The sequence below is a fragment of the Geobacillus sp. B4113_201601 genome (assembly GCF_001587475.1).
Classification (GTDB): Bacteria; Bacillota; Bacilli; order Bacillales; family Anoxybacillaceae; genus Geobacillus; species Geobacillus icigianus.
In genome coordinates this window covers 90,586-116,604 of sequence record NZ_LQYX01000041.1, presented here as the reverse complement: position 1 = coordinate 116,604, position 26,019 = coordinate 90,586, and the positions used below count along the sequence as shown (strand labels likewise).

The window sequence follows — 26,019 nt, the reverse complement described above, 5'->3', positions numbered from 1 at the left end:
AAGAAGCAAAATCGACCTAGCGATCGAGATGCTTTCCTCGCTCAAGGGGAAGCGGGCTCAGCCGGTGTATGTGCTCGTGGATTCATGGTATCCGTCCCAAGCGCTCATCGAAGCCTGCCTGAAACAAGGATTCCATGTCATCGCCATGCTCAAGACGAACCGGATTCTCTACCCGAAAGGCATCGCCATTCAAGCGAAGGAGTTTGCCCGCTATATCGAGCCCAACGACACCCGCCTCGTCACGGTGGGGAACGAGCGTTACCGCGTGTATCGCTACGAGGGAGCGATCCATGGCCTCGATGACGCGGTGATGCGGCTGGCTTGGAAGGCGGATGAACCGATGACGCCGGATTATCTCCATGTCGCCTAAGGGGTCCCTGTTTGTCTCTTAGGGCATGGAAATGACTGTAATGAAAAATGCTCATCTACAGTCAAATTCTATAAACTGCGCGCGCAAATTTCATTTTATTTTTAGAGGAGGGCATAAAAAATGAGAAAGAAATTTTTTACTCCTATAGCTAGAGGATGGGGGCCAATGGCTATTGGAGCTGTTTTTTTCGTGCGTGCTTCCAGCTCTTGAATGCGACCTCTGAGTCGTTCATTTTCTTTGCTTAAGTGCTTGTTTTTCTGACGCAACTGTTCGTTTTCTTGGATGACTGATGAATGAACTGGTTTTGTTGTTGGATTTTGCCCATGAGGCTCTCCATTGTCAATACAGCTTGTTGTACCGTCCACATGCGATTCACCTCCGTCTATGAGTATTCACATCATAGACAAGAAATACAAACACTATTCAACTCACTTGATCATGTGCTGAATAGTTATCAAACATAAGTACCTTATTTCACGGTGCTTCTGTTTGCTTTATAAGGGAGGGATGAGCTGCTATGAAAAATGGATATTTTGTCAGCGAGTTAAAAAGGGCGTTTTTTTCACGAAACATGCTCATTAGTCAACTGCTCATATTCGCCTGCATATTTATAGGATCTTTTGAGTTTTTGTTTCATGAGTACCCAGGTGTAAACGCCATTTATTTATTTATGTACTCGTATAGTGAGGGAACGTCAGCTATATTAAGTTTATTGTTTCCCGTGTTAGTTTCTTTACCATTTGCTGCTTCTTATGTAACAGATGTTCGTACGGGTTTCATCCACTATCTATCTTATCGAATGAGCCGGAAAAAATATTTGTTGATTCGCCTGCTGGTAAACGGACTAGCAAGTGGCTATGTGATGGCATCGAGTCTGCTTGTCTCATTTGTCATCTTTTTACTGATCAAAAGATTTGATGTGTCGGTTGTAGATACTCTAAATATAACGGTTTTGCGCCGAGTATACGAGTACTCACCGGTTTTATTTGTTTTGATCATGATTTTGAATAGTTTTGTTTGCGGGGTTGTTTTTTCGACCTTAGCCCTTGGCATATCGACATTAATTCGTAATCATTATTTAACCATTGTTTTTCCTTTTGCTTTTTATATCATTTCTGGAACGTTGTTAGCTCAAATCAACAAATTCTTGAATGCCGCTATGTTATTCGATTTAGAGTATGATTCTAATTTGAAGATTTCATACGTCGCACTTTACGATTTGATATTGTTGGGCATAGGAGTCGCATTATTTTTTATAGGAGCTGTCAAACATGCGGAATCGTTTGAACATTAGCATTAGATGGCTTACTATTCTTTATAGTAGGAAGTTTGTTTATACGATTCTTTTGCTTCTCATGATCAGTAGTCTATTTCGTTTTTATTCTTTTTTGATGTACAAAGAGGAAAAAAATGTTTTTGATTTATTATTATTTTCATTGAATGATTTTTTTCATGTCTTCTTTCTTTTATCACTCATTTATTTAATTGGTATCTTCCCTTTCACCGCTTTTCGTTCGTTTGATCACTATGCAATGATTAAGTTGGGGAGCCGCGCGAAATGGTTTTACACTTCTGTGATCAGTATGGGCATCGCAACGTTATTATTTGTTTTAGCGTCGGCTTTTATTTGCATTCTTGAATCATTATTGACATTGAAATTTGAAAACAGGTGGAGTGAGTATGGGGAGGCCGTATATCATTTCTTTTTACAATATAACAATATAAAGCCATTGACCTTAGTATTATTTAGTTTGCTCTTCCTTTATCTATTTCTTCTCACGTTGGGAATTACTTTTTTTGTTGCCACCTTGATCGTCCAAAATAATATCATTGGCTTTATCATCGCACTAGGTGTTAATGGGATGAGTATGGTTGTATATTTAAGTAAAATCGCTTTCTTTTACCGGTTTACCTTTGTTTATCATGTTTTATTAGGAAAAATGGATGGCTCAGTTTATAGTCACGTCATCGAGTCGATCATGTATTGGGGAACCATTTTGGCCCTATTACTTTGTATAGGAATGGTAAGGGGAAAACAGATGGATTTTCATCGGAGGCGATCATGAAATATTTACGTCTTTTAAAGTACTTTCTTCGCACTTTGTTGTATAAAAGAAATATGCTCATCATTCTTTTAACTTTTGTAGCTTTTCATTTTGTTTCATTCAACTTTTATAATTTTCAAAATGCCAGTGTTGTCTCTATTTTAATCATATTTTACTATGGACCTTCTTATTTTCATTTCGATTTGTTCAGATGGTTGTTGCATCAAACTCCCATCTACATTTTTAGTGGTAATTTTTTGAATAAACAACTGAATGAAAACAATCTTTGGATACTTCCAAGAGTAGGTAATTTTTCTTTATGGCTAAATGGGGTGATTTCGGCTAATTTTCTATTTATCGTTATTTACTATTCAATAGGTTACTTCATTTCAATCCTATTATCATATGTGACAAATGGCGAAAAAAGCATACGTGCTGGTTTAAATGGTAGTTCTTTGTTGAAAACTTACCCTCCCTTAAAACTAATGTTCATTCAATTTGTTTTACTGATTTTGTTGACTTTTTTCGTTGTGTTAATTAGCCATGTCGTGTCAATATTGGCTAACAACGCAATAGCAGGTTTTAGCGTTTCGATTATGTTTATTTTCATATCGGTAGGTTTCCTCCAAAGTTCGCCACATGTAAATAAATGGATGCCGTTTTCGCAGGGCGTTCTTGTCCGAAGAAACTTAGAGTTTTATTCGTTTGCTTGGTCATTGATGTACTATTTCTTCGCTATTTTTATAGCGATCCTACTCTTTCACTATATATGCTATAAGCGCATTGACAGCCTATTACATAATAAGAATACACTATAAGGTGGGGATACGATGAAAGGCCATAATGACAGTGCAGTAAAAATTGAACATCTTAATAAAGAGATAAAGGGCCATACGATTTTAAACGATATTCATTTAGAAGTTGGCAGGGGGAAAGTTTGTGGAATCGTAGGGAGGAACGGATCGGGAAAAACGATGTTGTTTAAAGTGATCGCTGGACTCATAAGACCTACCTCAGGCGTTGTTGAAATATTTGGTGAACCGATAACCTCAGGTAAATTTCCTAAAAACATAGGGTTGTTGTTAGATAAAAACGGTTTGCTTCCTCATTATTCAGCTCTTGAGAATTTGAAACTATTGGCTTCCATTAATCAGCTGATTTCGTTGGAAGAAATCAAAAGAACTTTGGAAATGGTAGGATTAGACCCCGAAGATAAAAGACCCACCAAATATTATTCTTTAGGAATGAAGCAGCGACTGGGGATAGCGCAAGCGATTATGGAAAAACCAAATCTTCTGATTTTAGATGAGCCGATGAATGGATTAGATGAGGAAGGCGTAGCGGACATAAGAAATTTAATCCAAAATTTAAAAAGGCAAAATGTAACGATTCTCTTATCAAGTCATAACTCTGAAGACATCAATCTTCTTTGCGATGAGGTTTATCAAATGGATAAGGGACGATTGCGCGCTTGGCATCGTTTCAAACAATCGTGAGTCGGGATTCACGCTGTATAAAAGTAGGGGCTGACCTAAAAAGCAATGGGGGGAGCGGGTGAAAGGCGATACGGAGTTTTTCTATTTGAGAAACGAGGTTGGTAAGCGGTCTGCTCCCTTCAATCACCAGTCTCCTAGATATGATATTGCCTTTCCCGTAAAAAAATGAATAAGCGTTCGTTCGCTGATTGCCGTGAAAGCTTCCAAGATGAAGAACTTCTCGCGCTGGGCTCGGCTGACATTTTCCTTGTTTTCTGGTATAGTAAGTATCGGAACATTCCGTTGTGATGAGAGGAGAAGCTATCGATGGCTGGACATTCGAAGTGGAAAAATATCCAACGGCGGAAAAATGCCCAAGATGCCAAGCGGGGCAAACTGTTTATGAAATTGGCCAAAGAAATTTACGTGGCCGCTAAAAACGGTGGGGGCGATCCAGCAGCCAATCCGAGCCTGCGCCTTGTGATCGAAAAGGCGAAGGCCGCCAACATGCCGAGCGAAAACATTGAACGGGCGATTAAAAAAGCGACCGGAAACCAAGAGCATACTCACTATGAAGAAATTCGCTACGAAGGGTATGGGCCGGGCGGCGTTGCCGTCATGGTCGTCTGCCTTACCGATAACAAGAACCGCACCGCCGCCAACGTGCGTGCCGCCTTTTCCAAAAACGGCGGGAACTTGGGGGAAACGGGCTGCGTTTCGTATTTGTTTGAACGCAAAGGCTTGCTCGTGATCGACCGCGGGGAGCACGATGTAGACGAAGACGAGCTGCTGCTGCTGGCGATTGAAGCAGGGGCCGAAGAGATGGAAACGACGGACGAGTCGTTTGAAGTCTATACGGCGCCCGAGTCGTTTGAGGCAGTGAAAGAACAGCTCGAACAGCAAGGATTCACGTTTGCGAGCGCCGAAATCACGATGATCCCGCAAACGTACACCGCCTTATCCGGCGATGAATTGAAAAAAATGCTGAAGCTGATCGATACGCTTGAAGACGATGACGATGTGCAAGACATATACCATAATTTGGATGAATCGGTGCTTGATGAAGCGTAACTCCGTCGGTGAAGAGGCCGGCGGATTTTTTTGTCCGTGTGGCATACACCAAAAAAGGATGAAACATAATAACGGGGAATAAGGAGGTGCTACGCTGGTGGAAGGAAATGTGACTTCGTTAACGAGTGCAGAAATTTCTAATCTTTGGAGCACGTATGTCCATGACAGCATTGTCGCTTGTTTGTTGACGCATTTTGCCGAAACGGTGACCGATGATGAAATTCGTCCGCTCATTGATGAAATGTTGAACGTTGCCAACGGGCATTTGCGCGCCATTGAGCAGCTGTTTGCCGCCGAAGGCATCGCCAAGCCGGTCGGCTATCCGGTTGAGAAGCATGTTTATTCCGGCGCCCCGAAACTGTTTAGCGACATCTTCTACTTAGAGTACATGTATCATATGACGAAGTTTGGCATCACTGCGCACAGCGGAGCAATCGCTTTATCGTCACGCCAAGATATCGCCGATTTGTTCCGCGCGTTTTTAAATGAAGCCGTGACGTTCAACGACCGCACCCGTCATGTTCTTTTGGAAAAAGGAGTGTACATTCGCCCGCCGTATATGGTGTATCCGAAACAGGCCGAGTTTATTGAAAAGCAGCGCTTTTTGACGGGCTGGTTCGGCCCGCGCCGCCCGCTGCTTGCGATTGAGGTGGCGCACTTGTTTACGACAGCGCGCAACAACGAACTCGGCAAAGCGACGCTGACCGGATTTGCCCAAGTGGCTGTTGACCCGGAAATCCGCAACTTTTTCCTGCGCGGAGTGCGCGTCTGTTCCGATATTATGAACACCGTTCATGACGTGTTGCGGGAAAGCAACGTGCCGGCGGTTATGTCTCCGGATGTGACGGTCACCGATTCCACGAAGCCGCCGTTTTCCGATCAGCTGATGATGGCGGTGATTAACGCGCTGTCCGCCATTGGCACGGCCGAATACGGAGCGGCGATGGCGGTGAGCTTAAGGCGCGATATTATCGCTTTGTATGCCAGCTTGATCGCCAAAGCGGGCGCGTTCACAGAAGATGGAGCCAACATGATGATCGAGCGCCGCTGGCTCGAATACCCGCCCCACTTTTTGGACCGCCAGCAGCTCGCTTTGCAAAAAAGCTGAGCGCGGCAGGAATAAAATGGATCCTGTCGGCGAAACTAATGATGCAAACGAATCATCATCTGGGAAGAGAGGAACAGGCGATGCGAGTTCTTTCCATCCTGCTGTTGACCGTCGCTCTTGTGCTGCCGGGCCAGCGGGCGTCCTCCGCCCCTGTCAGCATGACGATCGTCTTGCAGCAGCACTATTTGGACGGGGAAATCAGCGAGGAGAAAAAGACGGAGACGGTTGATTCATTGACGAACATCTGGAAAAAGTACCGCGATTGGCAGCTGGTTGATCTCGATGACCGGACGATCGTGTTTCGGAAAACGGTCAACGACATTTCTCCGCTCTTGAAAGCGAACGGCTATTTTGGCATCACTGACGATGGCACGTTATCCATTTTCAATGGCAGGCCGGGGCGGTCCAGCCCGATTATTCAGTCGTTTTTTCAGATTGATGTGAAAAAACTCGAAAGCCGCCAGCAGGAAAGGTTGCGGCAAGGAATTCGCGTCCTCTCCAAAGAACGGTATGAACAAGTGATTGAGCTGTATCGCCATTTTGCGGTTGCCCAATAAAGCGCTTCCCCCTCTCCCATCTTTGGCGCGCCATAGTTTTCCCTCAAGAGGATGGGGTTTGCGCCCGCTTTGTTTTCCCATTGTGCATCGATCCCGCCGTGCGAATAAGCATTGCGGGATTTCCTTTTGTCATCCGGTTGCCGCTGTTCCCTTTTGCGATCCTCTGTCGTATGATACAATGGAAAAGCAAGAGAAGGGGAGGAGCATCGCCTTGATCGAGTTTATCCGCGGGTATATCGATTATGTCTGTCCCGAGTATATCGTCATTGACCATCAGGGCATTGGCTATGAGGTGTTTACGCCGAACCCATTTGCTTTTCAGGAAAGCCGCGACAAGCTGGTGACGGTTTATACATACGAATACGTTCGCGAAGATGTGCGCGCCCTATACGGCTTTCTAACGCGCGAGGAACGCCGGTTGTTCGCCAAGCTTTTGCAAGTGTCGGGCATCGGTCCGAAGGGCGGTCTCGCCATTTTGGCGGCCGGGCGCCCGGACGAGGTGGTGCGGGCGATTGAAGAGGAAAATGAAGCCTTTTTGTGCAAGTTTCCGGGGGTCGGAAAAAAGACGGCCCGACAAATGATTTTGGATCTGAAAGGAAAGCTGGGGACGTTCCCGGCGTCTTCGGCCGCGCGCGCCTCTGCGTTGCGCTCCGAGGCGCTTGCCGAGGCGGTGGCCGCACTGAAGACGCTCGGCTATGCGGAGCGGGAAATTGAAAAGATCGTTCCAGCGCTCGGCCTTGAGCAGCTGTCGACAGAGGAGTACGTGAAACGAGCGTTGGCTATGTTGTTGAAATGAGTGCGGCAGCTGCCTCCAAAGGCGCTCTTGTTTGGGTGGAACGAAGCGCGACAGCGAGGCGGATGATCGAAAGGGAGGGATGACCGGTGGACGAACGGCTCGTATCCGGCGCGGTGTTAGGAGGGGAAGCAGCGTTCGAGCCGAGCCTGCGGCCGCAGTCGTTGCAGGAGTACATCGGCCAAAATCAAGTCAAGGAAAATTTAAAAGTGTTTATTGAGGCGGCCAAGCTGCGTCAGGAGACGCTTGACCATGTGTTGCTGTATGGGCCGCCGGGGCTTGGAAAAACGACGCTCGCTGCCGTGATCGCCAACGAAATGGGGGTTAAGCTGCGGGCGACGTCGGGGCCGGCGCTCGAGCGGCCTGGCGATTTGGCGGCGCTGCTCGCTTCCCTTGAGCCGGGTGATGTGTTGTTTATTGATGAAATTCACCGCTTGCCGCGCCCGGTAGAAGAAGTGCTCTATCCGGCCATGGAAGATTATTGCCTCGATATTACGATCGGCAAAGGGCCGGATGCGCGTTCGCTTCGCCTTGACTTGCCCCCGTTTACGCTCGTCGGGGCGACCACAAGGGCGGGGGCGCTATCGGCTCCGCTGCGCGACCGGTTTGGCGTCATCAGCCGCTTGGAATATTACCGCGTCGATGAGCTCGTGCAAATCGTTGAGCGAACGGCGGCGCTTTTGCATATGGCTGTCGCCCGTGAAGCCGCGTTTGAGCTCGCTCGCCGGGCGCGCGGCACGCCGCGCATCGCCAATCGCTTGCTTCGCCGCGTCCGCGATTTCGCCCAAGTGCGCGGGGAGGCGGAAATTTCGCTTCCGTTGGCCGTTGAAGCGCTTGAGCGGCTGCAAGTCGACCGGCTCGGGCTCGATCACATTGACCATAAGCTGTTGACGGCCATGATTGAAAAATTCGCCGGCGGTCCGGTTGGCCTCGAGACGATCGCCGCGGTGATTGGCGAAGAAGCGCAAACGATCGAAGAAGTGTATGAGCCGTATTTGCTGCAAATCGGCCTCTTGCAGCGGACGCCGCGCGGACGTGTGGTGACGCCGGCCGCCTACGCCCACTTAGGAATGGAGGTTCCGAAGCAGTGAACAGCTTGCCGAAGTTGATTATGACAATTGGCGCCGTGCTGATCATTGTCGGATTTGTTATGCAGTTTATCAAACTCGGCCGTTTGCCGGGGGATATTGTCATTCGCAAAGGGAATATGACGTTTTATTTTCCGATCGTGACGTCCTTATTGCTCAGTGTGGTGCTGTCGTTGCTTTTTTATGTGCTCGGACGATTTCGCTGAAGGAAGGGGAACATCATGAAAGTCGAGCTGTTTGATTTTCATTTGCCGGAAGAATTGATCGCGCAAACGCCGCTTCCAGATCGGGCGGCGTCGAGGCTGATGGTGCTTGATAAACGCACCGGCGCCATCCGTCATGAAACGTTTCGCAACATGATTTCGTACTTGAATCCGGGCGATTGTCTCGTCTTAAATGATACGCGCGTCATGCCGGCGCGTCTTTATGGGGAAAAAGCGGAAACGGGCGGAACGGTTGAAGTGCTGCTCTTAAAGCAGCTTGATGGCGACCGCTGGGAAACGCTCGTCAAGCCGGGCAAACGGGTCAAACCGGGAACGAAGCTCACTTTTGGCGGCGGAAAACTGGAGGCGGTTTGCCTCGATACGCTCGAACACGGAGGACGGGTGCTCGAGTTTTCATATGACGGCTTGTTTTATGAAGTGCTGGCGGAGCTCGGTGAAATGCCGCTGCCGCCCTATATTAAAGAAAAGCTTGACGATCCGGAGCGGTATCAGACGGTTTACGCCCGCGAAATCGGCTCGGCGGCGGCGCCGACCGCCGGCTTGCATTTTACCGAAGAGCTGCTTGATGCCATTCGCGAAAAAGGGGTGCAAATCGTCTTCATTACGCTTCATGTCGGCCTTGGCACGTTCCGGCCGGTGCAAGTGGACGACGTCGAAAAGCACGATATGCACGCCGAGTTTTACCAAATGAGCGAAGAAACAGCGGAGACGTTAAACCGCGTTCGGGAGCAGGGCGGCCGCATCATCGCCGTCGGCACGACGTCGACACGGACGCTCGAGACGATCGCCGGCAGGCACGCCGGCCGGTTTGTCGCGGAAAGCGGCTGGACCGACATTTTCATCTATCCGGGCTACGAGTTCAAAGGTATCGATGGGCTGGTGACGAACTTCCATCTGCCGAAATCGACGCTCATCATGCTCGTGAGCGCGCTCGCTGGGCGCGAACATATTTTGCACGCGTATGAAGTCGCGGTCCAAGAGCGGTACCGCTTTTTCAGCTTCGGCGATGCGATGCTCATCATTTGAGAAAGGAGAGCCACACGTTGACGACACCGATCCGCTTTGAACTGATCAAAACGTGCCGGCAGACGGGTGCACGCCTTGGCATGCTCCACACGCCGCACGGCTCGTTTGAAACGCCGATGTTTATGCCGGTCGGCACGCTGGCGACGGTTAAGACGCTGGCGCCGGAAGAGCTGAAGGAAATGGGAGCCGGCGTCATTTTAAGCAACACGTATCATCTTTGGCTGCGGCCGGGGCATGACATTGTGGCGGAAGCGGGCGGCCTCCACGCCTTTATGAACTGGGACCGCGGCATTTTGACGGACTCCGGCGGGTTCCAAGTGTTTAGTTTGAGTGAATTTCGCCGCATCGAAGAAGAGGGCGTCTATTTCCGCAACCATTTAAACGGCGACAAGCTGTTTTTATCGCCGGAAAAAGCGATGGAAATTCAAAATGCCTTAGGCGCTGACATCATCATGGCGTTTGACGAATGCCCGCCGTATCCGACGACATACGAGTATATGAAACAGTCGGTCGAACGGACGAGCCGTTGGGCGGAACGCTGCCTAAAGGCGCATCGCCGCCCGAACGAGCAAGGGCTGTTTGGCATCGTCCAAGGCGGTGAATATGAGGACTTGCGCCGGCAAAGCGCCCGCGATTTAGTGTCGCTCGATTTCCCTGGTTATGCGGTCGGCGGACTGTCGGTCGGCGAGCCGAAAGAGATCATGAATCGGGTGCTCGAGTTTACGACGCCGCTTCTGCCGGCGGACAAGCCTCGTTATTTAATGGGCGTCGGTTCACCCGATTCGCTCATCGACGGGGCGATCCGCGGCATCGATATGTTTGACTGCGTGCTGCCGACGCGCATCGGCCGCAACGGCACCGTGATGACGAGCGAAGGGCGGGTGGTGATCAAAAACGCCCAGTACGCCCGTGATTTCTCGCCGCTCGATCCGAACTGCGATTGCTACACGTGCCGGAACTATACGCGCGCGTACATCCGCCACCTTATCAAATGTGATGAAACATTTGGGATTCGCCTCACGTCTTACCATAACGTCTATTTTTTGATAAAATTGATGGAGCAGGTGAGACAAGCGATCCGCGAAGATCGGCTCGCCGATTTCCGCGAGGAATTTTTCGAACGCTACGGCTTCAATAAGCCGAATGCAAAAAACTTTTAGCCATCGGAAAGGAGGGAAACGGAATGAACGCAGCGATTGCCAATTTGTTGACGATCGTGCTGTTTCTTGTGATTTTCTACTTTTTGCTCATTCGCCCGCAGCAAAAACGGCAGCGCGCCATCCAGCAAATGCAGGCGAGTTTGAAAAAAGGCGATAAAATCGTTACGATTGGCGGCTTGCACGGCATCATCGACTCGGTCGATGAGGATAAAATCATCGTTCGCGCCGGCGACGGCACGCGGCTCACGTTTGACCGCACCGCGGTTCGGGAAGTCGTGGCGGAAAACAAGGCGTAAAAAAAGCCCCCTCCGTGCCGCCCTGCCATGAACACAGCGGCTGCTTCCACCGAAAGCAGCCGCTGTTTTTCGTTCACGCCCGCTCGCGGCGTGACGGTGACAAGTTGACGCCGACGATGCCGCCGAGAGCGGAGGCGACAAGGAAAGCGAGATGATACAGCCATTGTTCGCCGGTAAACGGTTTGTCGATGCCGAGGAACTGAAACAAAAAGACGATCGACGTAAAGCCTACGCTGGTCAGCCCGCCGGCGAGCCATCCTTTTTCTTGGCTTTTTCCCCCGGCGACGACGCCGCCGAGAAACATCGAGATCATCGAGGCGGCAAAAACGAGCCATGTCAGCGAGGATTCATGAATGTCGGTCCATTTAAGCAGCAGCGAAACGACAAAACTGATCAATGCCGCCAAAACGAAAATCGTGGCGATCCCATATACGAGCGCGCTGCCAAGCCGCGACAACCGCAACCCCTCCTTGGACAAAACGGTTTTACCACAATATATTCGCGGCCGGACATGTTTAGACGTTTATTTTCGTTTTGTTTTTCCCGCCAGCCATCCAAGACCCGGAAGGTAGATGAGCTCTTCGCGCCGGATGAGCTGAAAGGCGATCAGGAAGCCGCTATACAACAAGATGGTCGCGGCCATGGCCAGCAGCGTCCAAAACGACGGCGGCACCGAGGCGGGCGGATGATAGAAGAGCAGCCCGCCGGCAGCGCCGGCAGCGATGATGGCGATGCCGGCCTTTACATAGTCACGGGCGTCCACCACGAACGATGTCGCTTTGGCGACGGCGGCAAAATGAAGAAGGGTGACGAGCACCGTGCTCACCGAGGTGGCGAGCGCCGCTCCCATAATCCCTAAAGACGGCCGCGACGCCAAGACGAAGATGCACGCCAATTTCACCGCCGCCCCGATGAGGCTGTTCGTCATTGCCACATTGGCTAAATCAAGCCCTTGCAGCACCGCTTGGAGCGGGCCTTGGAAATAATAAAACAGGAAAAACGGCGCCATCACTTGAATAAAAATGGCTGCTTCGCCTGTTCCGTACATCCATCGCATGAGCGGCTCGGCAAAAAGGTAAAGAACGACCGCCGACAGTCCGCCGGTGACGAGCGACAGGCGCATCGCTTGGGCGATCCGATATTGGACGAGCAGCGGTTTGTTTTGGGCCACCGCTTCGCTAATAGCCGGAACGAGCGCGGTGGCGAGCGCATAGGTGATGAACGACGGCAAGGTGAGCAACGGCAAGGCATAGCCGACGAGCTGGCCGTATTGCTTGGTGGCGGCGGAGGCGGCGATGCCGGCGAGCGCCAAACTGTTGGCAACGACGATCGGTTCAAAAAACCAAGAAAGCGAGCCGATCAAGCGGCCGCCGGTTGTCGGCAGGGCGATCCGCATCAGGCGGATGAACGTGTCTTTGCCGGCATGAATGGAATGAAAAAACTTCGTCCGCAGGCGGATCGATTTTTTCAGCTGAAACAGGAACAATAAATACAATAAGGCTGCCAGTTCGCCGAGGACAGAAGCCGCCATGGCGCCGGCGGCAGCGTATTCAACGCCGTACGGCAACAGCGGTTTCGTGCATAAGGCGATCAAGCTGATGCGGACGATTTGTTCAATCAGGAGCGAGTAAGCGTACGGCTTCATTTGTTGGCGCCCTTGGAAATAGCCGCGCAGCACCGATGAAATAGCGACGATCGGCACGATCGGGGCGACGGCTAGGAGCGGATAATAGATGCGCGGGTCGGTGAACATCGTCCGCGAAAGCCACGGCGTTGCGGCAAGGAGCGCCGGCAGGAATAGGAGGCTCAGCACTCCGGTCGTCGCGAGCGAGACGACGAGAATTTTTTTGACCCGTTGCCGGTCGCCGGTCGCTTCCGCCTCGGCGATGAGCTTGGAGATGGCTACCGGCAGGCCCATTTGCGTCACCGTAATCGCCAACACAAGCGTCGGCACCGCCATCATGTACAGCCCGACTCCCTCGTCGCCAATCATCCGGGCGACGACGATTCGGTTCATGAAACCGAGCATTTTGGTGATCAAGCCGGCAATGATTAAAATCATAGTTCCTTGTAAAAATTTGGACATGTTTTCCCCCTGCCTTCTCAAATGCCTTTCTCTTTTATACAATATATGCAAGGCCTATGGCCAAGCATGACAAGGCTGATCGGCGACAATCACCGAGGGGGGATGGGAGATGGAGGAAAAACAACGGTGGCGGGAACAGCTCCTGCCGGCGCTCGAGTGCAAATATGAGGAGTTCCGGCTGCTCGGCTACAAGCACGTCACCATCGATGGGCTGTGGGAATGTTTATGGACGCGGAAATGGAAGGGCGAATTGGCAGATCAGAAGCTGCACGAGCTTGTCAGCGATATTTTGTCGCTTTCGCCGGGGGAGTATATGGCGTTTGTAACGAGGCAGTCCTATCAGCAGGCGGCGGGTGGCGATGAGTTGGAGCGCGTTCTGAAAGAGCTGTTATGAGCGGAGGTGGCCGCTTTTTGACCGGCGCTATACCCGGGGCGCCGTCGGTAAGGGCTGAACGTTGACAGCTCCTGCCGGCTGATTCATAATGAAAAGCGGAATCGATGTTGTGTGGATCGTGGCCGCCAGCTTCCGGGCGTGAAGACGAATCGAAGGAGGATGTTGAATGATTAAACGCAGCCGCATCGTCGCCTTTTTTCTGCTCCTGCTTTTGCTTGCTGGGGTGATGGGGCCGACGACGCAAGGAATTTTACATAACATTAAGCTAGGGCTGGATTTGCAAGGCGGTTTCGAAGTGCTCTATGAGGTGAAGCCAGCGAAAAAAGGCGATAAAATCGATCACGAAACATTGCAAAGCACGGTCAGCGCCCTGAACAAACGGATCAACGTCCTTGGCGTCAGCGAGCCGCGCGTGGACATTGAAGGGAATAACCGCATTCGCGTTCAGCTCGCCGGGGTGAAAGACCAAAATGAGGCGCGCGAAATTTTGTCCACGCAAGCGAAATTGACGTTCCGCGACGTCAATGACAACGTGTTGATGGACGGGAGCGACCTCGTCCAAGGCGGGGCGAAGCTGTCGTTTGACGAAAACGGCCGGCCGAGCGTCGCACTGAAATTGAAAGACGCCGACAAATTCCGGCAAGTGACGGAAAAAGTATACAAAATGGGGCCGCCCAACAACATTTTAGTCATTTGGCTTGATTTTAAAGAAGGGGTCGATTCTTACCGGAAAGAAGCGGGCAAAGCCGATCCGAAATTCATTTCCGCCGCGTCGGTCGATCAAGTGTTCAATCAAACCGATGTGTCGATCGTCGGCAATTTCACGGTGAAAGAAGCCCAACAGCTCGCCGACTTGCTTAATGCCGGGGCGCTGCCGGTCGAACTGCATGAAATTTACTCGACCTCCGTCGGCGCTCAGTTCGGAAAAAACGCCCTACAAAAAACGGTCATAGCCGGCATCATCGGCGTCGCGGCGATTTTTTTGTTCATGATTTGGTTTTACCGGCTTCCAGGGCTCATCGCTGTGATCACGCTGTCGGTGTACATTTATTTGATTTTGCTGCTGTTTGACTGGATGAACGGCGTTATGACGCTGCCGGGGATCGCCGCTCTCATTTTAGGGGTCGGGATGGCCGTTGACGCCAACATTATTACGTACGAGCGGATCAAGGAGGAGCTGAAGCTCGGCAAGTCGATGCTGTCAGCGTTTCGCGCCGGCAACCGCGGGTCGTTTGCGACCATTTTTGACGCCAACATTACGACGATCATCGCCGGCGCCGTCCTGTTCATTTACGGGACAAGCTCGGTCAAAGGATTTGCAACGATGCTTATCATCAGCATTGTCGCCAGCTTTGTCACCGCTGTTTACGGCACGCGGCTGCTGCTTGGGCTGTTGGTGTCAAGCCGCTGGCTCGATCGAAAGCCCGAGTGGTTTGGCGTGAAAAAGTCGGACATCTTAAACATCGCCGAGGTCAACGACGAAACGGAAGTGCCGACGAAATTCGACCGGTGGGATTTTGTCAAATATAGCAAAACCTTTTTCATTTTTTCCGGAGCTTTGACGATTGCCGGCGTCATTTCCCTTTTTGCTCTCGGGTTGAATCTCGGCATTGATTTCACAAGCGGTACGCGCATTGAGGTGACGAGCAACCAGCCGCTGGATGCGAAAGAGCTAGGCGACTATTTTGAGCGGCTTGGCCACAAGCCGGAGGATGTCGTGCTGTCCGGGACGGACGGAAAAACGGGCGTCGTCCGTTTAATCGGGGTGCTCGACAAAAAAGAAATTGCGACAATCAAAAACGAGCTCAACAAGACGTACGGCCACGAGCCGAATATCAGCACAGTTTCGCCGGTCGTCGGCAAGCAGTTGGCGCGCAACGCGCTCATTGCCGTGCTCATCTCGTCGATTGGCATCATTCTGTATGTGACGATCCGCTTCGAATGGCGGATGGCCTTAGCCGCCATCATCGCTTTGTTGCACGATGCGTTTTTCATCATCACCGTGTTCAGTTTGACGCGGCTTGAGGTCGATTTGACGTTTATCGCCGCGGTATTGACGATTATCGGCTATTCCATCAATGATACGATCGTCACCTTTGACCGCATCCGTGACTTGATGAAAAAACGGAAAGTAAAAACGGTTGACGATTTGAAACATATCGTTAACCGCGCCCTGCAGCAAACGTTTACCCGCTCGATCAACACGGTTTTGACGGTGTTGCTGACCGTTGTGGCGCTGCTGCTGTTCGGCAGTGAGGCGATTCGCAATTTTAACCTCGCTTTGCTTGTCGGGCTCGTGTGCGGCGTCTACTCTTCGCTTTGCATCGCTTCGCAGCTGTGGCTTGTTTGGAAAGGGAGCGCCCTCAAGAAAGGCAAAGGGGCGAGCAAAGCGGCTCCGGAAGCCGAGCCTCATCTGTAATGACTGCGCCGAAAAAAGCGACCGCGCTTTTTTCGGCGTTTTTTTGTCGCCAGAGGCGGAAAATGGGCAGACTAAAGCAAGAGGATTTCTACAACGTGAATCCAGCGCCCAACCGCGCCGGCGGAACATCGACAGACGAGAGCAAGAGGCGCCGGCCATGATGGTGGAACAGGGGGGACGATGACAACGAAAGGAAAAAGATGGGGGACTGGGTTGCGCAGGGGAGGGATTTTTTGATCCGAATTGATGAAAACAAGAGGCAAAGATGGGAGGTGTGTCCGTGGAACACGAACAGCGATTCAACAAAGCGAAAACGGCAGCGATGGTCGGCATCGTCGGCAATTTGATCCTCGCGGCCGTCAAGGCGGCGGCCGGCTTGTGGAGCCAAAGTCAAGCGCTGATCGCTGATGCTGCTCATTCGGCTTCCGATGTTGCTGGGTCGTTCGCCGTTTGGGTCGGGTTGCGGGCGGCGGCGCGTCCGCCGGATGAGGACCATCCATACGGACACGGAAAGGCCGAATCGATCGCCGCCATTATCGTGGCCGTGCTTCTTTTCCTCGTTGGACTGGAGATCGGGCGCTCTGCCTTCCTGTCGTTTTTCGCCCCCTTGGCGCCGCCGGGGATGGCGGCCGTCTACGTCCTGCTGGTGTCGATCGTCGCCAAAGAGGCGATGTTCCGTTACAAGTATCGGCTTGGGAAAACGTTAAACAGCGAAGCGTTGATCGTCAATGCGTATGAGCACCGCTCCGACGTGTTTTCTTCGCTGGCGGCGCTTTTCGGCGTCGGCGCCGCGATTGCCGGCGGGAGGTGGGGCATTGACTGGCTCGTGTATGCCGATCCATTGGCCGGACTGTTCGTCGCCTTGCTCGTATTGAAAATGGCTTGGGATCTCGGACGTCAATCGATTCATACGGCCATTGATCATGTGCTCCATGAAGAGGAGACCGCCGACTTGCGCGCGGCGGTGTTGTCTGTCCCTGATGTGCGGCAAATCAATGAGCTGTACGCGCGCGAGCATGGCCATGATGTGATCGTTGATTTAAAAATTGCCGTTGATCCGCAGCTGACCGTGGAAGAGGGGCACCGGATCGGAAAAAAAGTGAAAGAAAAACTGCTGACGTTTCCGCGCATCCGCAACGTGCTCGTTCATATCAATCCGTACGACCCGGAAAAAAAGTCGTAATGTCGTTGCCTGCTCTTTTCTCCTTTTTGTATAATAGGGAGAGTTGAGGTGGGGGACATGTTACAAGCGAAAACGCGTTGGGAGGTGGAGCGTCCCGACGAGCAGGCGGTGAGGCGCTTGGCGGAGGAAGCCGGCATCGAACCGCTGCTGGCGCGGCTTCTCGTTCGTCGCGGCGTGCGGACAGCAGCGGAAGCGGAGGCGTTTCTCCGTCCCGTTGGGCAGCCGTTTCACGATCCGTTCTTGCTCCATGGGATGGAGCGTGCCGTTCGCCGCCTAGAAAGAGCAATTCACCATGGTGAACGCGTGCTCGTCTATGGCGACTATGATGCGGACGGTGTTTGCAGCACATCGGTGATGGTGAGCGCTCTTCAAGAGGCAGGAGCAGCGGTGGAATTTTACATTCCCAACCGCTTTACCGAAGGATACGGCCCGAACTTGGCGGCGTTTCGCGCGGCAAAGGAGCGCGGCGTGTCCGTCATTGTGACAGTTGACAACGGAATTGCGGCGCTGAAGGAAGTGGCCGCCGCCCGCGAGTGGGGGCTTGATGTGATCGTGACCGATCACCACGAGCCAGGGCCCTCGCTCCCGGAAGCGTATGCGATCATTCACCCGAAGCATCCCGGAAGTACATATCCGTTCCATAGTTTGGCCGGCGTCGGCGTCGCGTTCAAGGTAGCCCATGCGCTGCTCGGACGGGTGCCGCGCCATTTGCTTGATTTGGTGGCCATCGGCACGATTGCTGATTTAGTGCCGCTTGTCGGGGAGAACCGGCTCTTGGCTGCGCAAGGACTGGCGGTATTGCGCGAGACAACCCGCATCGGTTTGCGCGCGCTGTTTCAGCAATGCCGCATCCAACCATCCCAGATCGATGAACAGACGGTCGGCTTCGCCATCGCGCCGCGTTTGAATGCGGTTGGGCGTCTGGGCGGCGCCGATCCGGCGGTGGCGCTGTTAATGACCGATGATGAAGACGAGGCCATGCAGCTGGCGGCGGAAATGGACGAGCGGAATCGCGAGCGCCAGCAGCTCGTCGCGCAAATCGCCGATGAGGCGGCAGACATGGTGCGCCGCCAATATCCGCCGGAGCAGCATCGCGTTTTGGTCGTGGCTGGCGAAGGCTGGAATCCCGGAGTGGTCGGCATCGTCGCATCCAAGCTCGTCGAACAGTTTTACCGGCCGGCGGTGGTGCTCTCCATTGACCGCGACAAAGGCATCGCCAAAGGCTCGGCGCGCAGCATCCACGGATTTGACTTGTTTGCCAGTCTCTCCAAATGCCGCGATATGTTGCCGCATTTTGGCGGTCACCCGATGGCGGCGGGGATGACCTTGGCGTTGGACGACGTCGAGCGGTTGCGGCAGCGGCTGAACGCGATCGCGGCGGAGACGTTGGTCGAGGACGATTTTATCCCGCCGACGTTCATCGATGCGGTTTGCTCGGTCGAAGAGCTGACGCTGTCGGCCGCTCGCAGTTTCGAGCGGCTCGCCCCATTCGGTGTCGGCAATCCGCGACCGCTTTTGCTCATTGAAGAAGCCGCGGTGGAAACGATGCGGCGCGTCGGGGCGAACGGCGCCCATATGAAGGCAGTCTTTTCGCAACAGCAGGCGGCGATTGATGTCATCGGCTTCGGCCTCGGTCCATTGTGCGAGGAGATCGCTCCGGGGACGTGCGTCTCGGCCGTGGGAGAGCTGTTGGTGAACGAGTGGAACGGGATGGCGAAGCCGCAGTTGTCGCTATGCGACGTGTCGGTCAACCGCTGGCAGCTGTTTGATGCCCGCGGCTGCCGGGACGTTCATTCGCTTCTTGAGCGGCTGCCAGAGGAGAAGCGGCTGCTGGTGGCCTTTCGGCGCCAGACGGAAACCCGCCCTGACTTGGCGCCGTTTTGCCGGGAGCTTCATTTCGTCATGACGGAGAAAGAGGCGGAGGCTTTGCCGATTGACGGCCGCTATGTCGTGCTGCTTGATTTGCCACCGCGGCTTGATTTGTTGGGGGCGCTTTTAGGCAACGGGCAGCCGGCGCGCATTTATGCCGTGTTCGCGCAGCCGGAAGGGCAATTTTTCCGCACGTTTCCGACGCGCGACCATTTCAAGTGGTTTTATGCCTTTTTGCATAAGCATCGTTCGTTCCCGCTCGCCGAACGCGGCGGCGAATTGGCGCGCGCCCGCGGCTGGACGACAGAAACGGTCCATTTTATGGCCGAAGTCTTTTTGGAGCTGGGGTTTGTGCGCGAGCAAAACGGCGTTATCACGCTCGTTCGCCAGCCTGTAAAGCGCGATCTCACCGAATCCCGGGCGTACCGTCGGCACCGGGACGAGCTGGAGGCGGAACATCAGTTATTATACTCCACTTACGAGCAGCTGAAACGCTGTTTGACGGAAATGATTCGTTCGCAAACGAATGAGGAGGCAAGCGCATCATGGATTTAAAACAATATATTACGATCGTTCCCGATTTTCCGAAACCGGGCATTTTGTTTAAAGACATTACGACGCTGATGGACAATGGGTCGGCGTACAAATACGCGACCGACCAAATCGTCCAATACGCACGTGAAAAGCAAATTGATATCGTCGTTGGACCGGAAGCGCGCGGTTTTATCATCGGCTGTCCGGTCGCTTATGCGCTTGGCGTCGGATTTGCGCCGGTGCGCAAGGAAGGGAAGCTGCCGCGCGAAGTCATCCGCGTTGAGTATGGTCTCGAGTATGGAACCGATGTGCTGACGATGCATAAAGACGCGATCAAACCGGGACAGCGCGTGTTGATCACCGACGACTTGCTGGCGACAGGCGGGACGATGCGCGCGACGATCGAGCTCGTGGAACAGCTTGGCGGAGTGGTCGCCGGGTTGGCGTTTTTGATTGAGCTGACGGAGCTTGGCGGACGACAAAAACTAGAAGGGTACGACATTTTGACGCTCATGCAGTTTTAGCGATTGATGGGGCCAGCCAAGCGGTTAGGCGCTCCCATCATCGCGCTTGCGGCGGGACGAAGAACGCGGAAAGTCCGGGGAGCGAAGCGGCGAAAAGCGGGGCGCAAGCAGCGCGAGGCCGCACAGTCGACATCGTTCGCATCTTCGGATATAATAAAGAAAAAAGGGGGCACTCGCACGAGTGCTCTTTCTTATTAACCGTAACGTGGTGGGGGCAATGGATGTCCAGTGTTGGCAGTCTGAATTTTATTCAAAAGGTGATTCAACCCTATGGCCAATGAACAAGTGTTGACAGCGGAGCAAGTGTTTGAACGAGCGGGCTGTTATTTATCCGAACAAGATGTCGCCTTTTTAAAAAAGGCGTATGTATTTGCGAAGCACGCCCATCGCGACCAATTCCGGAAATCCGGCGAACCGTACATCATCCATCCGATTCAAGTCGCCGGCATTTTGGCGGACTTGAAAATGGACGCGACAACGATCGCCGCCGGGTTTTTGCACGATGTCATCGAAGACACCGAGGCGACGAAAGAAGACCTTGAGCGCGAGTTCGGCGCCGAGGTGGCGATGCTTGTTGACGGCGTGACGAAACTTGGCAAAATCAAATATAAGTCGCAAGAAGAGCAGCAGGCGGAAAACCATCGGAAAATGTTTTTGGCGATGGCCCAAGACATTCGGGTGATTTTGATCAAGCTCGCCGACCGCTTGCACAACATGCGGACGTTGAAGCATTTGCCAGCGGAAAAACAGCGGCGCATCGCCAATGAGACGCTCGAAATTTTCGCCCCGCTGGCGCATCGGCTCGGCATTTCAAAAATCAAATGGGAGCTCGAGGATACCGCGCTTCGCTATTTAAATCCGCAGCAGTATTACCGCATCGTCAATTTGATGAAGAAAAAGCGGGCCGAACGCGAGCAATATTTGGAGGAAGTCATTCAAGAAGTGCGGGAACGGCTCAATGAAGTGCACATTCCGTGCGAAATTTCCGGACGTCCGAAGCATATTTACAGCATCTACCGAAAAATGGTGATGCAAAACAAACAGTTTAACGAAATTTACGATTTGCTGGCTGTGCGCATTATCGTCAACAGCATCAAAGACTGCTATGCGGTCCTTGGCATCATCCATACGTGCTGGAAGCCGATGCCCGGACGCTTCAAAGACTACATCGCCATGCCGAAGCCGAACATGTATCAATCGCTCCATACGACGGTCATCGGTCCGAAAGGCGAGCCGCTTGAAGTGCAAATCCGCACGTTTGAAATGCACCAAATCGCCGAATTCGGGATTGCCGCTCACTGGGCGTACAAAGAAGGGAAGACGATCAAGCCGAATTCGTTTGAGGAGAAGCTTTCTTGGTTCCGGGAAATTTTAGAGTGGCAAAACGACGCCAGCAACGCCGAGGAATTTATGGAATCGCTCAAGATGGACCTGTTTTCCGACATGGTGTTCGTTTTCACGCCAAAGGGCGACGTCATCGAGCTGCCGGCCGGCTCGGTGCCGATCGATTTCGCTTACCGCATCCATTCGGAAATCGGCAACAAAACGATCGGCGCGAAAGTGAACGGCAAAATGGTGCCGCTCGATTACAAGCTGCAGACGGGTGACATCGTTGAAATTTTAACGTCGAAACATTCGTACGGACCGAGCCAAGACTGGCTGAAGCTGGCGAAAACGTCGCAGGCGCGCAACAAAATCCGCCAGTTTTTCAAAAAGCAGCGGCGCGAAGAAAATATTGAAAAAGGCAAAGAGATGGTCGAAAAGGAAGTGCGCGGCCTCGGCTTTGAGCCGAAAGAGGTAATGACGGCCGACAATATGAAGCGCGTCGCCGAGAAGTTCAACTTCTCAAACGAAGACGATATGTACGCGGCGGTCGGCTATCATGGGATCACGGCGGCGCAAATCGCCCACCGGCTGACGGAAAAATGGCGGAAGCAGCGCGATCTCGAGGAACAGCAGCGCAAGTTGGCCGAGGCGTTTTCCGAGACGAAGCTGCCGGCCGGAAAAAAACGCGACTTCGGCATTCGCGTCCAAGGTGTCGACAATTTGCTCATTCGTCTGTCGCGCTGCTGCAATCCAGTGCCGGGCGATGAAATCATCGGTTTTATCACCCGCGGGCGCGGCATTTCCGTCCACCGCGCCGATTGCCCGAACGTCAAGACGGAAGAAGCGGCCGACCGGCTCATCACCGTCGAATGGGAAAGCGGAGCCGGCGGCGAGCGCGAGTACAACGTCGATATCGAAATCACCGGCTTTGACCGCCGTGGGCTGCTCAATGAAGTGCTGCAAGCGGTGAACGAGACGCGCACCGATATTTCCGCCGTTTCGGGCCGCTCGGATCATCGGCACAAAATCGCGACGATCCATATGACGATCGCCATTCACAACTTGGGCCACTTGCAAAAAGTCGTGGAGCGGATCAAGCAAATTCCCGACATTTATTCCGTCCAGCGCTTGATGAACAACTAGCGGCGGCGAAAAGGAGGAGAAGAAGTGAGAGCGGTCATCCAGCGAGCCAAAGAAGCCAACGTCACCGTCGATGGGCGGGTCGTTGGCGCCATCAAGGCAGGGCTTGTCGTGCTGCTTGGCGTCACGCACGGCGATACCGAGGCCGATGCGGCCTATTTGGCCGAGAAAATCGCCCATTTGCGCATTTTCGAAGACGAGGAAGGAAAAATGAACCGCTCGCTGCTTGATGTCGGCGGCGCCGTGTTGTCCGTGTCGCAGTTCACCCTTTATGGCGACTGTCGAAAAGGACGGCGTCCGAATTTTATGGCGGCGGCCAAGCCCGACCATGCTTTGCCGCTGTATGAAGCGTTCAACGCCTTTCTGCGCGAAAAAGGCGTCCATGTCGAAACAGGGATGTTCGGCGCCATGATGGGCGTGTCGCTCATCAACGACGGGCCGGTCACCTTGATCATCGACAGCGGTGAGAAACCGGGAAACGAATAATCGTTTTCCGGTTTCTTTTTTATTTTTCACAAGAAATGGGAATGATGAAAACAGGTTGATCCGAACGGAAAGGAGGGGGGCGATGCGGCAAACGAAGCGAGGGGAGCAGGCCCACCGAACGAGCGATGTGCTTTCGGCCGATTTTCATGAGTGGGTGCGGCTTGACGACCAGTGTAGTGCGTTTGAGCTGTCGTCCGAGCTTGGCGTCGCAGGCAAAGAGGTGCAAATGCTAAAAAAGCAGCGGTTTCGCCCGTGACAGCAGACGGAGCGGCAAGGCCCGTAAAGAGCTGGCGACGTTCGTTCCGTCTGCCGTAACGGACATTTCCGAATGCATATGTATTGACAAAGTAAGGGTCTCTATATGATAATAAATATCGGTTTAAAATTATTATAAATTAACAGTCACAGGAGGTAGATGAAGCAATGTCTTTAGTTGGGAAAAAAGTACAACCGTTCCGCGCTCAAGCGTATCACAACGGGGAGTTCATCGAGGTGACAGAACAAGACTTCATGGGCAAATGGAGCATCGTCTGCTTTTATCCGGCCGACTTTACGTTCGTTTGCCCGACGGAGCTCGAGGATTTGCAAGACCATTATGCGACATTCAAAGAATTGGGAGTAGAGGTGTACTCGGTGTCGACCGACACGCACTTTACTCACAAAGCATGGCATGACACCTCGCCGGCCATCAGCAAAATCGAATACATCATGATTGGCGATCCTTCGCACCAGCTGTCGCGCATGTTTGATGTGCTTGACGAAGAGCAAGGGTTGGCGCAACGCGGCACGTTCCTCATCGACCCGGACGGCGTCATTCAAGCGGTGGAAATCAACGCCGACGGCATCGGCCGCAAAGCGAGCACGCTGATTGATAAAATTAAAGCCGCCCAATATGTGCGCAACCATCCAGGTGAAGTTTGCCCGGCGAAATGGCAAGAGGGCGGTGAAACGCTGAAACCGAGCCTTGACCTTGTCGGCAAAATTTAAGGAGGCTTTTGACCATGCTCGATGCGGACATCAAGGCACAACTCGCTCAGTATTTGCAATTGCTTGAAAATGACATTGTCTTGACGGTTAGCGCGGGAGACGACAACGTTTCCCGCGATATGCTTGCTTTAGTCGATGAGTTGACGGCCATGTCGCCGAAAATCAAAGTGAAAAAAGCAAAGCTTGAACGCACGCCGAGCTTCAGCGTCAACCGGGTTGGCGAAAACACCGGCATCACGTTCGCCGGCGTCCCGCTCGGTCATGAGTTTACCTCGCTGGTGCTGGCCCTGCTTCAAGCGAGCGGCCGGCCGCCGAAAGTGAGCGAAGACGTCGTGCGCCGCATTCAACAAATCCGGGGCAAGCACCATTTTGAAACGTACGTGAGCTTAACGTGCCATAACTGCCCGGACGTTGTTCAAGCGCTCAACATCATGAGCGTCCTGAATCCCGACATTTCCCATACGATGATCGACGGGGCGGCGTTTAAGGACGAAGTGGAACAAAAAGGCATTATGGCCGTGCCGACTGTTTTTTTAAACGGTGAGATGTTCGCCAGCGGCCGCATGTCGATTGAAGACATTCTCGCCAAACTAGGAAGCGGGCCGGATGCTGCGTCGTTTGCCGATAAAGAGCCGTTTGACGTGCTTGTCGTCGGCGGCGGCCCGGCGGGGGCGACAGCCGCCATTTACGCGGCGCGCAAAGGCATTCGCACCGGCATCGTGGCGGATCGGTTTGGCGGGCAAATTTTGGATACGCTCGGCATCGAAAACTTCATCAGCGTCAAATATACGGAAGGGCCGAAGCTCGCGGCCAGCATCGAAGAGCATGTCAAACAGTACGATGTCGATATCATGATCCAGCGCGCCAAACGGCTTGCGAAAAAAGACTTGATTGAAGTGGAGCTGGAAAACGGCGCCGTTCTGAAAAGCAAAACGGTCATCATTTCCACCGGCGCCCGCTGGCGCAACCTTGGCGTGCCGGGCGAGGAAGAGTTCAAAAACAAAGGCGTCGCCTACTGCCCGCATTGCGACGGCCCGCTGTTTGAAGGCAAGCACGTGGCGGTCATTGGCGGCGGGAACTCCGGCGTGGAAGCGGCCATTGACTTGGCCGGCATCGCCAGCCACGTAACGCTGTTGGAGTTCGCTCCGGAACTGAAAGCGGACGCTGTTTTGCAAGAGCGGCTGTACAGCTTGCCGAATGTGACGGTGATCAAAAACGCGCAAACGAAGGAAATCACTGGCACGGATAAGGTGAACGGCTTGACGTACGTCGACCGGGCGACAGGGGAAGAACACCATATCGAACTGCAAGGCGTGTTCGTGCAAATCGGCCTCGTGCCGAATACAGAGTGGCTGGAAGGAACGGTGGAACGGAACCGCTTCGGCGAAATCATCGTCGACAAGCGCGGCGCGACCAACGTCGAAGGCGTCTTTGCCGCAGGCGACTGCACGGACAGCGCCTACAAGCAAATCATTATTTCGATGGGCTCCGGAGCGACGGCGGCGTTAAGCGCGTTCGATTATTTGATTCGCCATTAAGGCGACCCCGGCGTCCCGCCAAGGCGGGGCGCCTTCTTTTGCATCAACGGCCGGCCAAGCGGCGGGACGCTTTTTTTCAAGGCGGCTTGACAAACGGTCCGCTTTCTCCGTAATATAAAATTACGATTCAGATGGGCGATAGTGAACAACCGATGATGGAGAGAAGTAGGTAAGACCCACATGGCCAGAGAGGAAACGCCTTAGGCTGGAAGCGTTTCTCCATGATGGCTTAGCGAAAGACACTCCGTAGGTTTCCCTTTGAACGCGCGTGGCGTCAGTAAAAGGGAACGCGCGCCTGGCGTTAGCGGCGACAAGCGGAA

24 protein-coding genes, 2 pseudogenes and 1 other annotated feature (1 of these 27 only partly in view) are annotated in these 26,019 nt (G+C 52.9%); of the genes and pseudogenes, 23 read left to right on the top strand and 3 right to left on the bottom strand.

All coding sequences use genetic code 11. The features are described 5' to 3' along the window. Positions 1-361: pseudogene (locus B4113_RS20370) on the top strand (IS701 family transposase); the annotation flags it as partial. Between the two features lie 141 nt (positions 362-502). On the opposite strand, the pseudogene B4113_RS06800 reads toward B4113_RS20370, so the two are convergent. Beyond that, a pseudogene (locus B4113_RS06800) lies at positions 503-737 on the bottom strand (IS66 family transposase); the annotation flags it as partial. Positions 738-887: 150 nt separating this feature from the next. On the opposite strand from B4113_RS06800, the gene B4113_RS06795 reads away from it, so the two are divergent. From B4113_RS06795 to yajC, 12 genes are all read left to right on the top strand, one after another. Continuing rightward, positions 888-1,664, top strand: coding sequence for an ABC transporter permease (locus B4113_RS06795; RefSeq protein WP_033021747.1), 777 nt, complete (start codon positions 888-890; stop codon positions 1,662-1,664). Next, positions 1,642-2,436, top strand: coding sequence for a hypothetical protein (locus tag B4113_RS06790; protein ID WP_061912348.1), 795 nt, complete (start codon positions 1,642-1,644; stop codon positions 2,434-2,436). The genes B4113_RS06795 and B4113_RS06790 overlap by 23 nt, the downstream gene beginning before the upstream one ends. An 809-nt stretch (positions 2,437-3,245) precedes the next feature. Next, the gene (locus tag B4113_RS06780; RefSeq protein ID WP_033018092.1) at positions 3,246-3,911 is read left to right on the top strand and encodes an ATP-binding cassette domain-containing protein; all 666 of its coding nucleotides are present in this window, start codon (positions 3,246-3,248) and stop codon (positions 3,909-3,911) included. A 306-nt stretch (positions 3,912-4,217) separates the two neighbouring features. Further along, entirely contained in the window at positions 4,218-4,961 is a 744-nt protein-coding gene (locus tag B4113_RS06775) for a YebC/PmpR family DNA-binding transcriptional regulator (protein ID WP_061912347.1), read from the top strand. Positions 4,962-5,058: 97 nt separating this feature from the next. After that, complete coding sequence (locus B4113_RS06770; protein ID WP_235597967.1) at positions 5,059-6,069, top strand: DUF3231 family protein; 1,011 nt, start codon at positions 5,059-5,061, stop codon at positions 6,067-6,069. Between the two features lie 80 nt (positions 6,070-6,149). After that, the gene (locus B4113_RS06765) at positions 6,150-6,626 is read left to right on the top strand and encodes an intercompartmental signaling factor BofC (protein WP_033018087.1); all 477 of its coding nucleotides are present in this window, start codon (positions 6,150-6,152) and stop codon (positions 6,624-6,626) included. 211 nt (positions 6,627-6,837) lie between these two features. Then, the gene (gene ruvA, locus B4113_RS06760; protein WP_033018086.1) at positions 6,838-7,422 is read left to right on the top strand and encodes a Holliday junction branch migration protein RuvA; all 585 of its coding nucleotides are present in this window, start codon (positions 6,838-6,840) and stop codon (positions 7,420-7,422) included. An 86-nt stretch (positions 7,423-7,508) separates the two neighbouring features. After that, the gene (ruvB, locus tag B4113_RS06755; protein WP_033018085.1) at positions 7,509-8,510 is read left to right on the top strand and encodes a Holliday junction branch migration DNA helicase RuvB; all 1,002 of its coding nucleotides are present in this window, start codon (positions 7,509-7,511) and stop codon (positions 8,508-8,510) included. Continuing rightward, the gene (locus B4113_RS06750) at positions 8,507-8,713 is read left to right on the top strand and encodes a DUF2905 domain-containing protein (protein ID WP_081916988.1); all 207 of its coding nucleotides are present in this window, start codon (positions 8,507-8,509) and stop codon (positions 8,711-8,713) included. Before ruvB ends, B4113_RS06750 begins: the two co-directional genes overlap by 4 nt. Before the next feature lie 15 nt (positions 8,714-8,728). Continuing rightward, positions 8,729-9,757 (top strand): tRNA preQ1(34) S-adenosylmethionine ribosyltransferase-isomerase QueA, encoded by a 1,029-nt coding sequence (gene queA / locus B4113_RS06745; protein ID WP_033018084.1) that lies wholly within the window; start codon positions 8,729-8,731, stop codon positions 9,755-9,757. A 17-nt stretch (positions 9,758-9,774) separates the two neighbouring features. Continuing rightward, positions 9,775-10,917: a tRNA guanosine(34) transglycosylase Tgt gene (gene tgt / locus B4113_RS06740; protein ID WP_082799301.1), complete on the top strand. Its 1,143-nt coding sequence runs from the start codon at positions 9,775-9,777 to the stop codon at positions 10,915-10,917. Positions 10,918-10,940: 23 nt separating this feature from the next. Next, on the top strand, positions 10,941-11,213 hold the full coding sequence (gene yajC / locus B4113_RS06735; RefSeq protein ID WP_061912345.1) for a preprotein translocase subunit YajC: 273 nt from the start codon (positions 10,941-10,943) through the stop codon (positions 11,211-11,213). 73 nt (positions 11,214-11,286) lie between these two features. On the opposite strand, the gene B4113_RS06730 is transcribed toward yajC, so the two are convergent. Together B4113_RS06730 and spoVB are read right to left on the bottom strand one after the other, a co-directional pair. Beyond that, positions 11,287-11,670 carry a TIGR04086 family membrane protein gene (locus B4113_RS06730; protein WP_061912344.1) on the bottom strand — a complete coding sequence of 128 codons (384 nt, stop codon included), beginning with the start codon at positions 11,668-11,670 and terminating at the stop codon, positions 11,287-11,289. A gap of 66 nt (positions 11,671-11,736) precedes the next feature. Further along, positions 11,737-13,299 carry a stage V sporulation protein B gene (gene spoVB / locus B4113_RS06725; RefSeq protein WP_061912343.1) on the bottom strand — a complete coding sequence of 521 codons (1,563 nt, stop codon included), beginning with the start codon at positions 13,297-13,299 and terminating at the stop codon, positions 11,737-11,739. 109 nt (positions 13,300-13,408) lie between these two features. Here spoVB and B4113_RS06720 point away from each other — a divergent pair, with 109 nt between their 5' ends. From B4113_RS06720 to ahpF, 10 genes are all read left to right on the top strand, one after another. Further along, on the top strand, positions 13,409-13,693 hold the full coding sequence (locus B4113_RS06720; protein ID WP_033018077.1) for a post-transcriptional regulator: 285 nt from the start codon (positions 13,409-13,411) through the stop codon (positions 13,691-13,693). A 166-nt stretch (positions 13,694-13,859) separates the two neighbouring features. Further along, positions 13,860-16,112 carry a protein translocase subunit SecDF gene (gene secDF / locus B4113_RS06715; RefSeq protein ID WP_061912342.1) on the top strand — a complete coding sequence of 751 codons (2,253 nt, stop codon included), beginning with the start codon at positions 13,860-13,862 and terminating at the stop codon, positions 16,110-16,112. A gap of 265 nt (positions 16,113-16,377) precedes the next feature. Further along, positions 16,378-17,295, top strand: a complete 918-nt coding sequence (locus tag B4113_RS06710; protein WP_369802230.1) for a cation diffusion facilitator family transporter — start codon at positions 16,378-16,380, stop codon at positions 17,293-17,295. Positions 17,296-17,352: 57 nt separating this feature from the next. Then, positions 17,353-19,719 (top strand): single-stranded-DNA-specific exonuclease RecJ, encoded by a 2,367-nt coding sequence (recJ, locus tag B4113_RS06705; protein WP_061912359.1) that lies wholly within the window; start codon positions 17,353-17,355, stop codon positions 19,717-19,719. Then, entirely contained in the window at positions 19,710-20,222 is a 513-nt protein-coding gene (locus B4113_RS06700; protein ID WP_061912340.1) for an adenine phosphoribosyltransferase, read from the top strand. The genes recJ and B4113_RS06700 overlap by 10 nt, the downstream gene beginning before the upstream one ends. A gap of 270 nt (positions 20,223-20,492) precedes the next feature. After that, entirely contained in the window at positions 20,493-22,691 is a 2,199-nt protein-coding gene (locus B4113_RS06695; RefSeq protein ID WP_061912339.1) for a bifunctional (p)ppGpp synthetase/guanosine-3',5'-bis(diphosphate) 3'-pyrophosphohydrolase, read from the top strand. A gap of 24 nt (positions 22,692-22,715) precedes the next feature. Then, complete coding sequence (gene dtd / locus B4113_RS06690; RefSeq protein ID WP_061912338.1) at positions 22,716-23,174, top strand: D-aminoacyl-tRNA deacylase; 459 nt, start codon at positions 22,716-22,718, stop codon at positions 23,172-23,174. Positions 23,175-23,256: 82 nt separating this feature from the next. Beyond that, positions 23,257-23,430 (top strand): hypothetical protein, encoded by a 174-nt coding sequence (locus tag B4113_RS20070; protein ID WP_172418467.1) that lies wholly within the window; start codon positions 23,257-23,259, stop codon positions 23,428-23,430. Between the two features lie 167 nt (positions 23,431-23,597). Further along, positions 23,598-24,161: an alkyl hydroperoxide reductase subunit C gene (gene ahpC / locus B4113_RS06685; protein ID WP_033018069.1), complete on the top strand. Its 564-nt coding sequence runs from the start codon at positions 23,598-23,600 to the stop codon at positions 24,159-24,161. Between the two features lie 14 nt (positions 24,162-24,175). After that, positions 24,176-25,699, top strand: coding sequence for an alkyl hydroperoxide reductase subunit F (gene ahpF, locus B4113_RS06680; RefSeq protein ID WP_061912337.1), 1,524 nt, complete (start codon positions 24,176-24,178; stop codon positions 25,697-25,699). Between the two features lie 143 nt (positions 25,700-25,842). Beyond that, positions 25,843-26,019: a binding site (T-box leader), on the top strand (it continues 54 nt past the right edge of the window).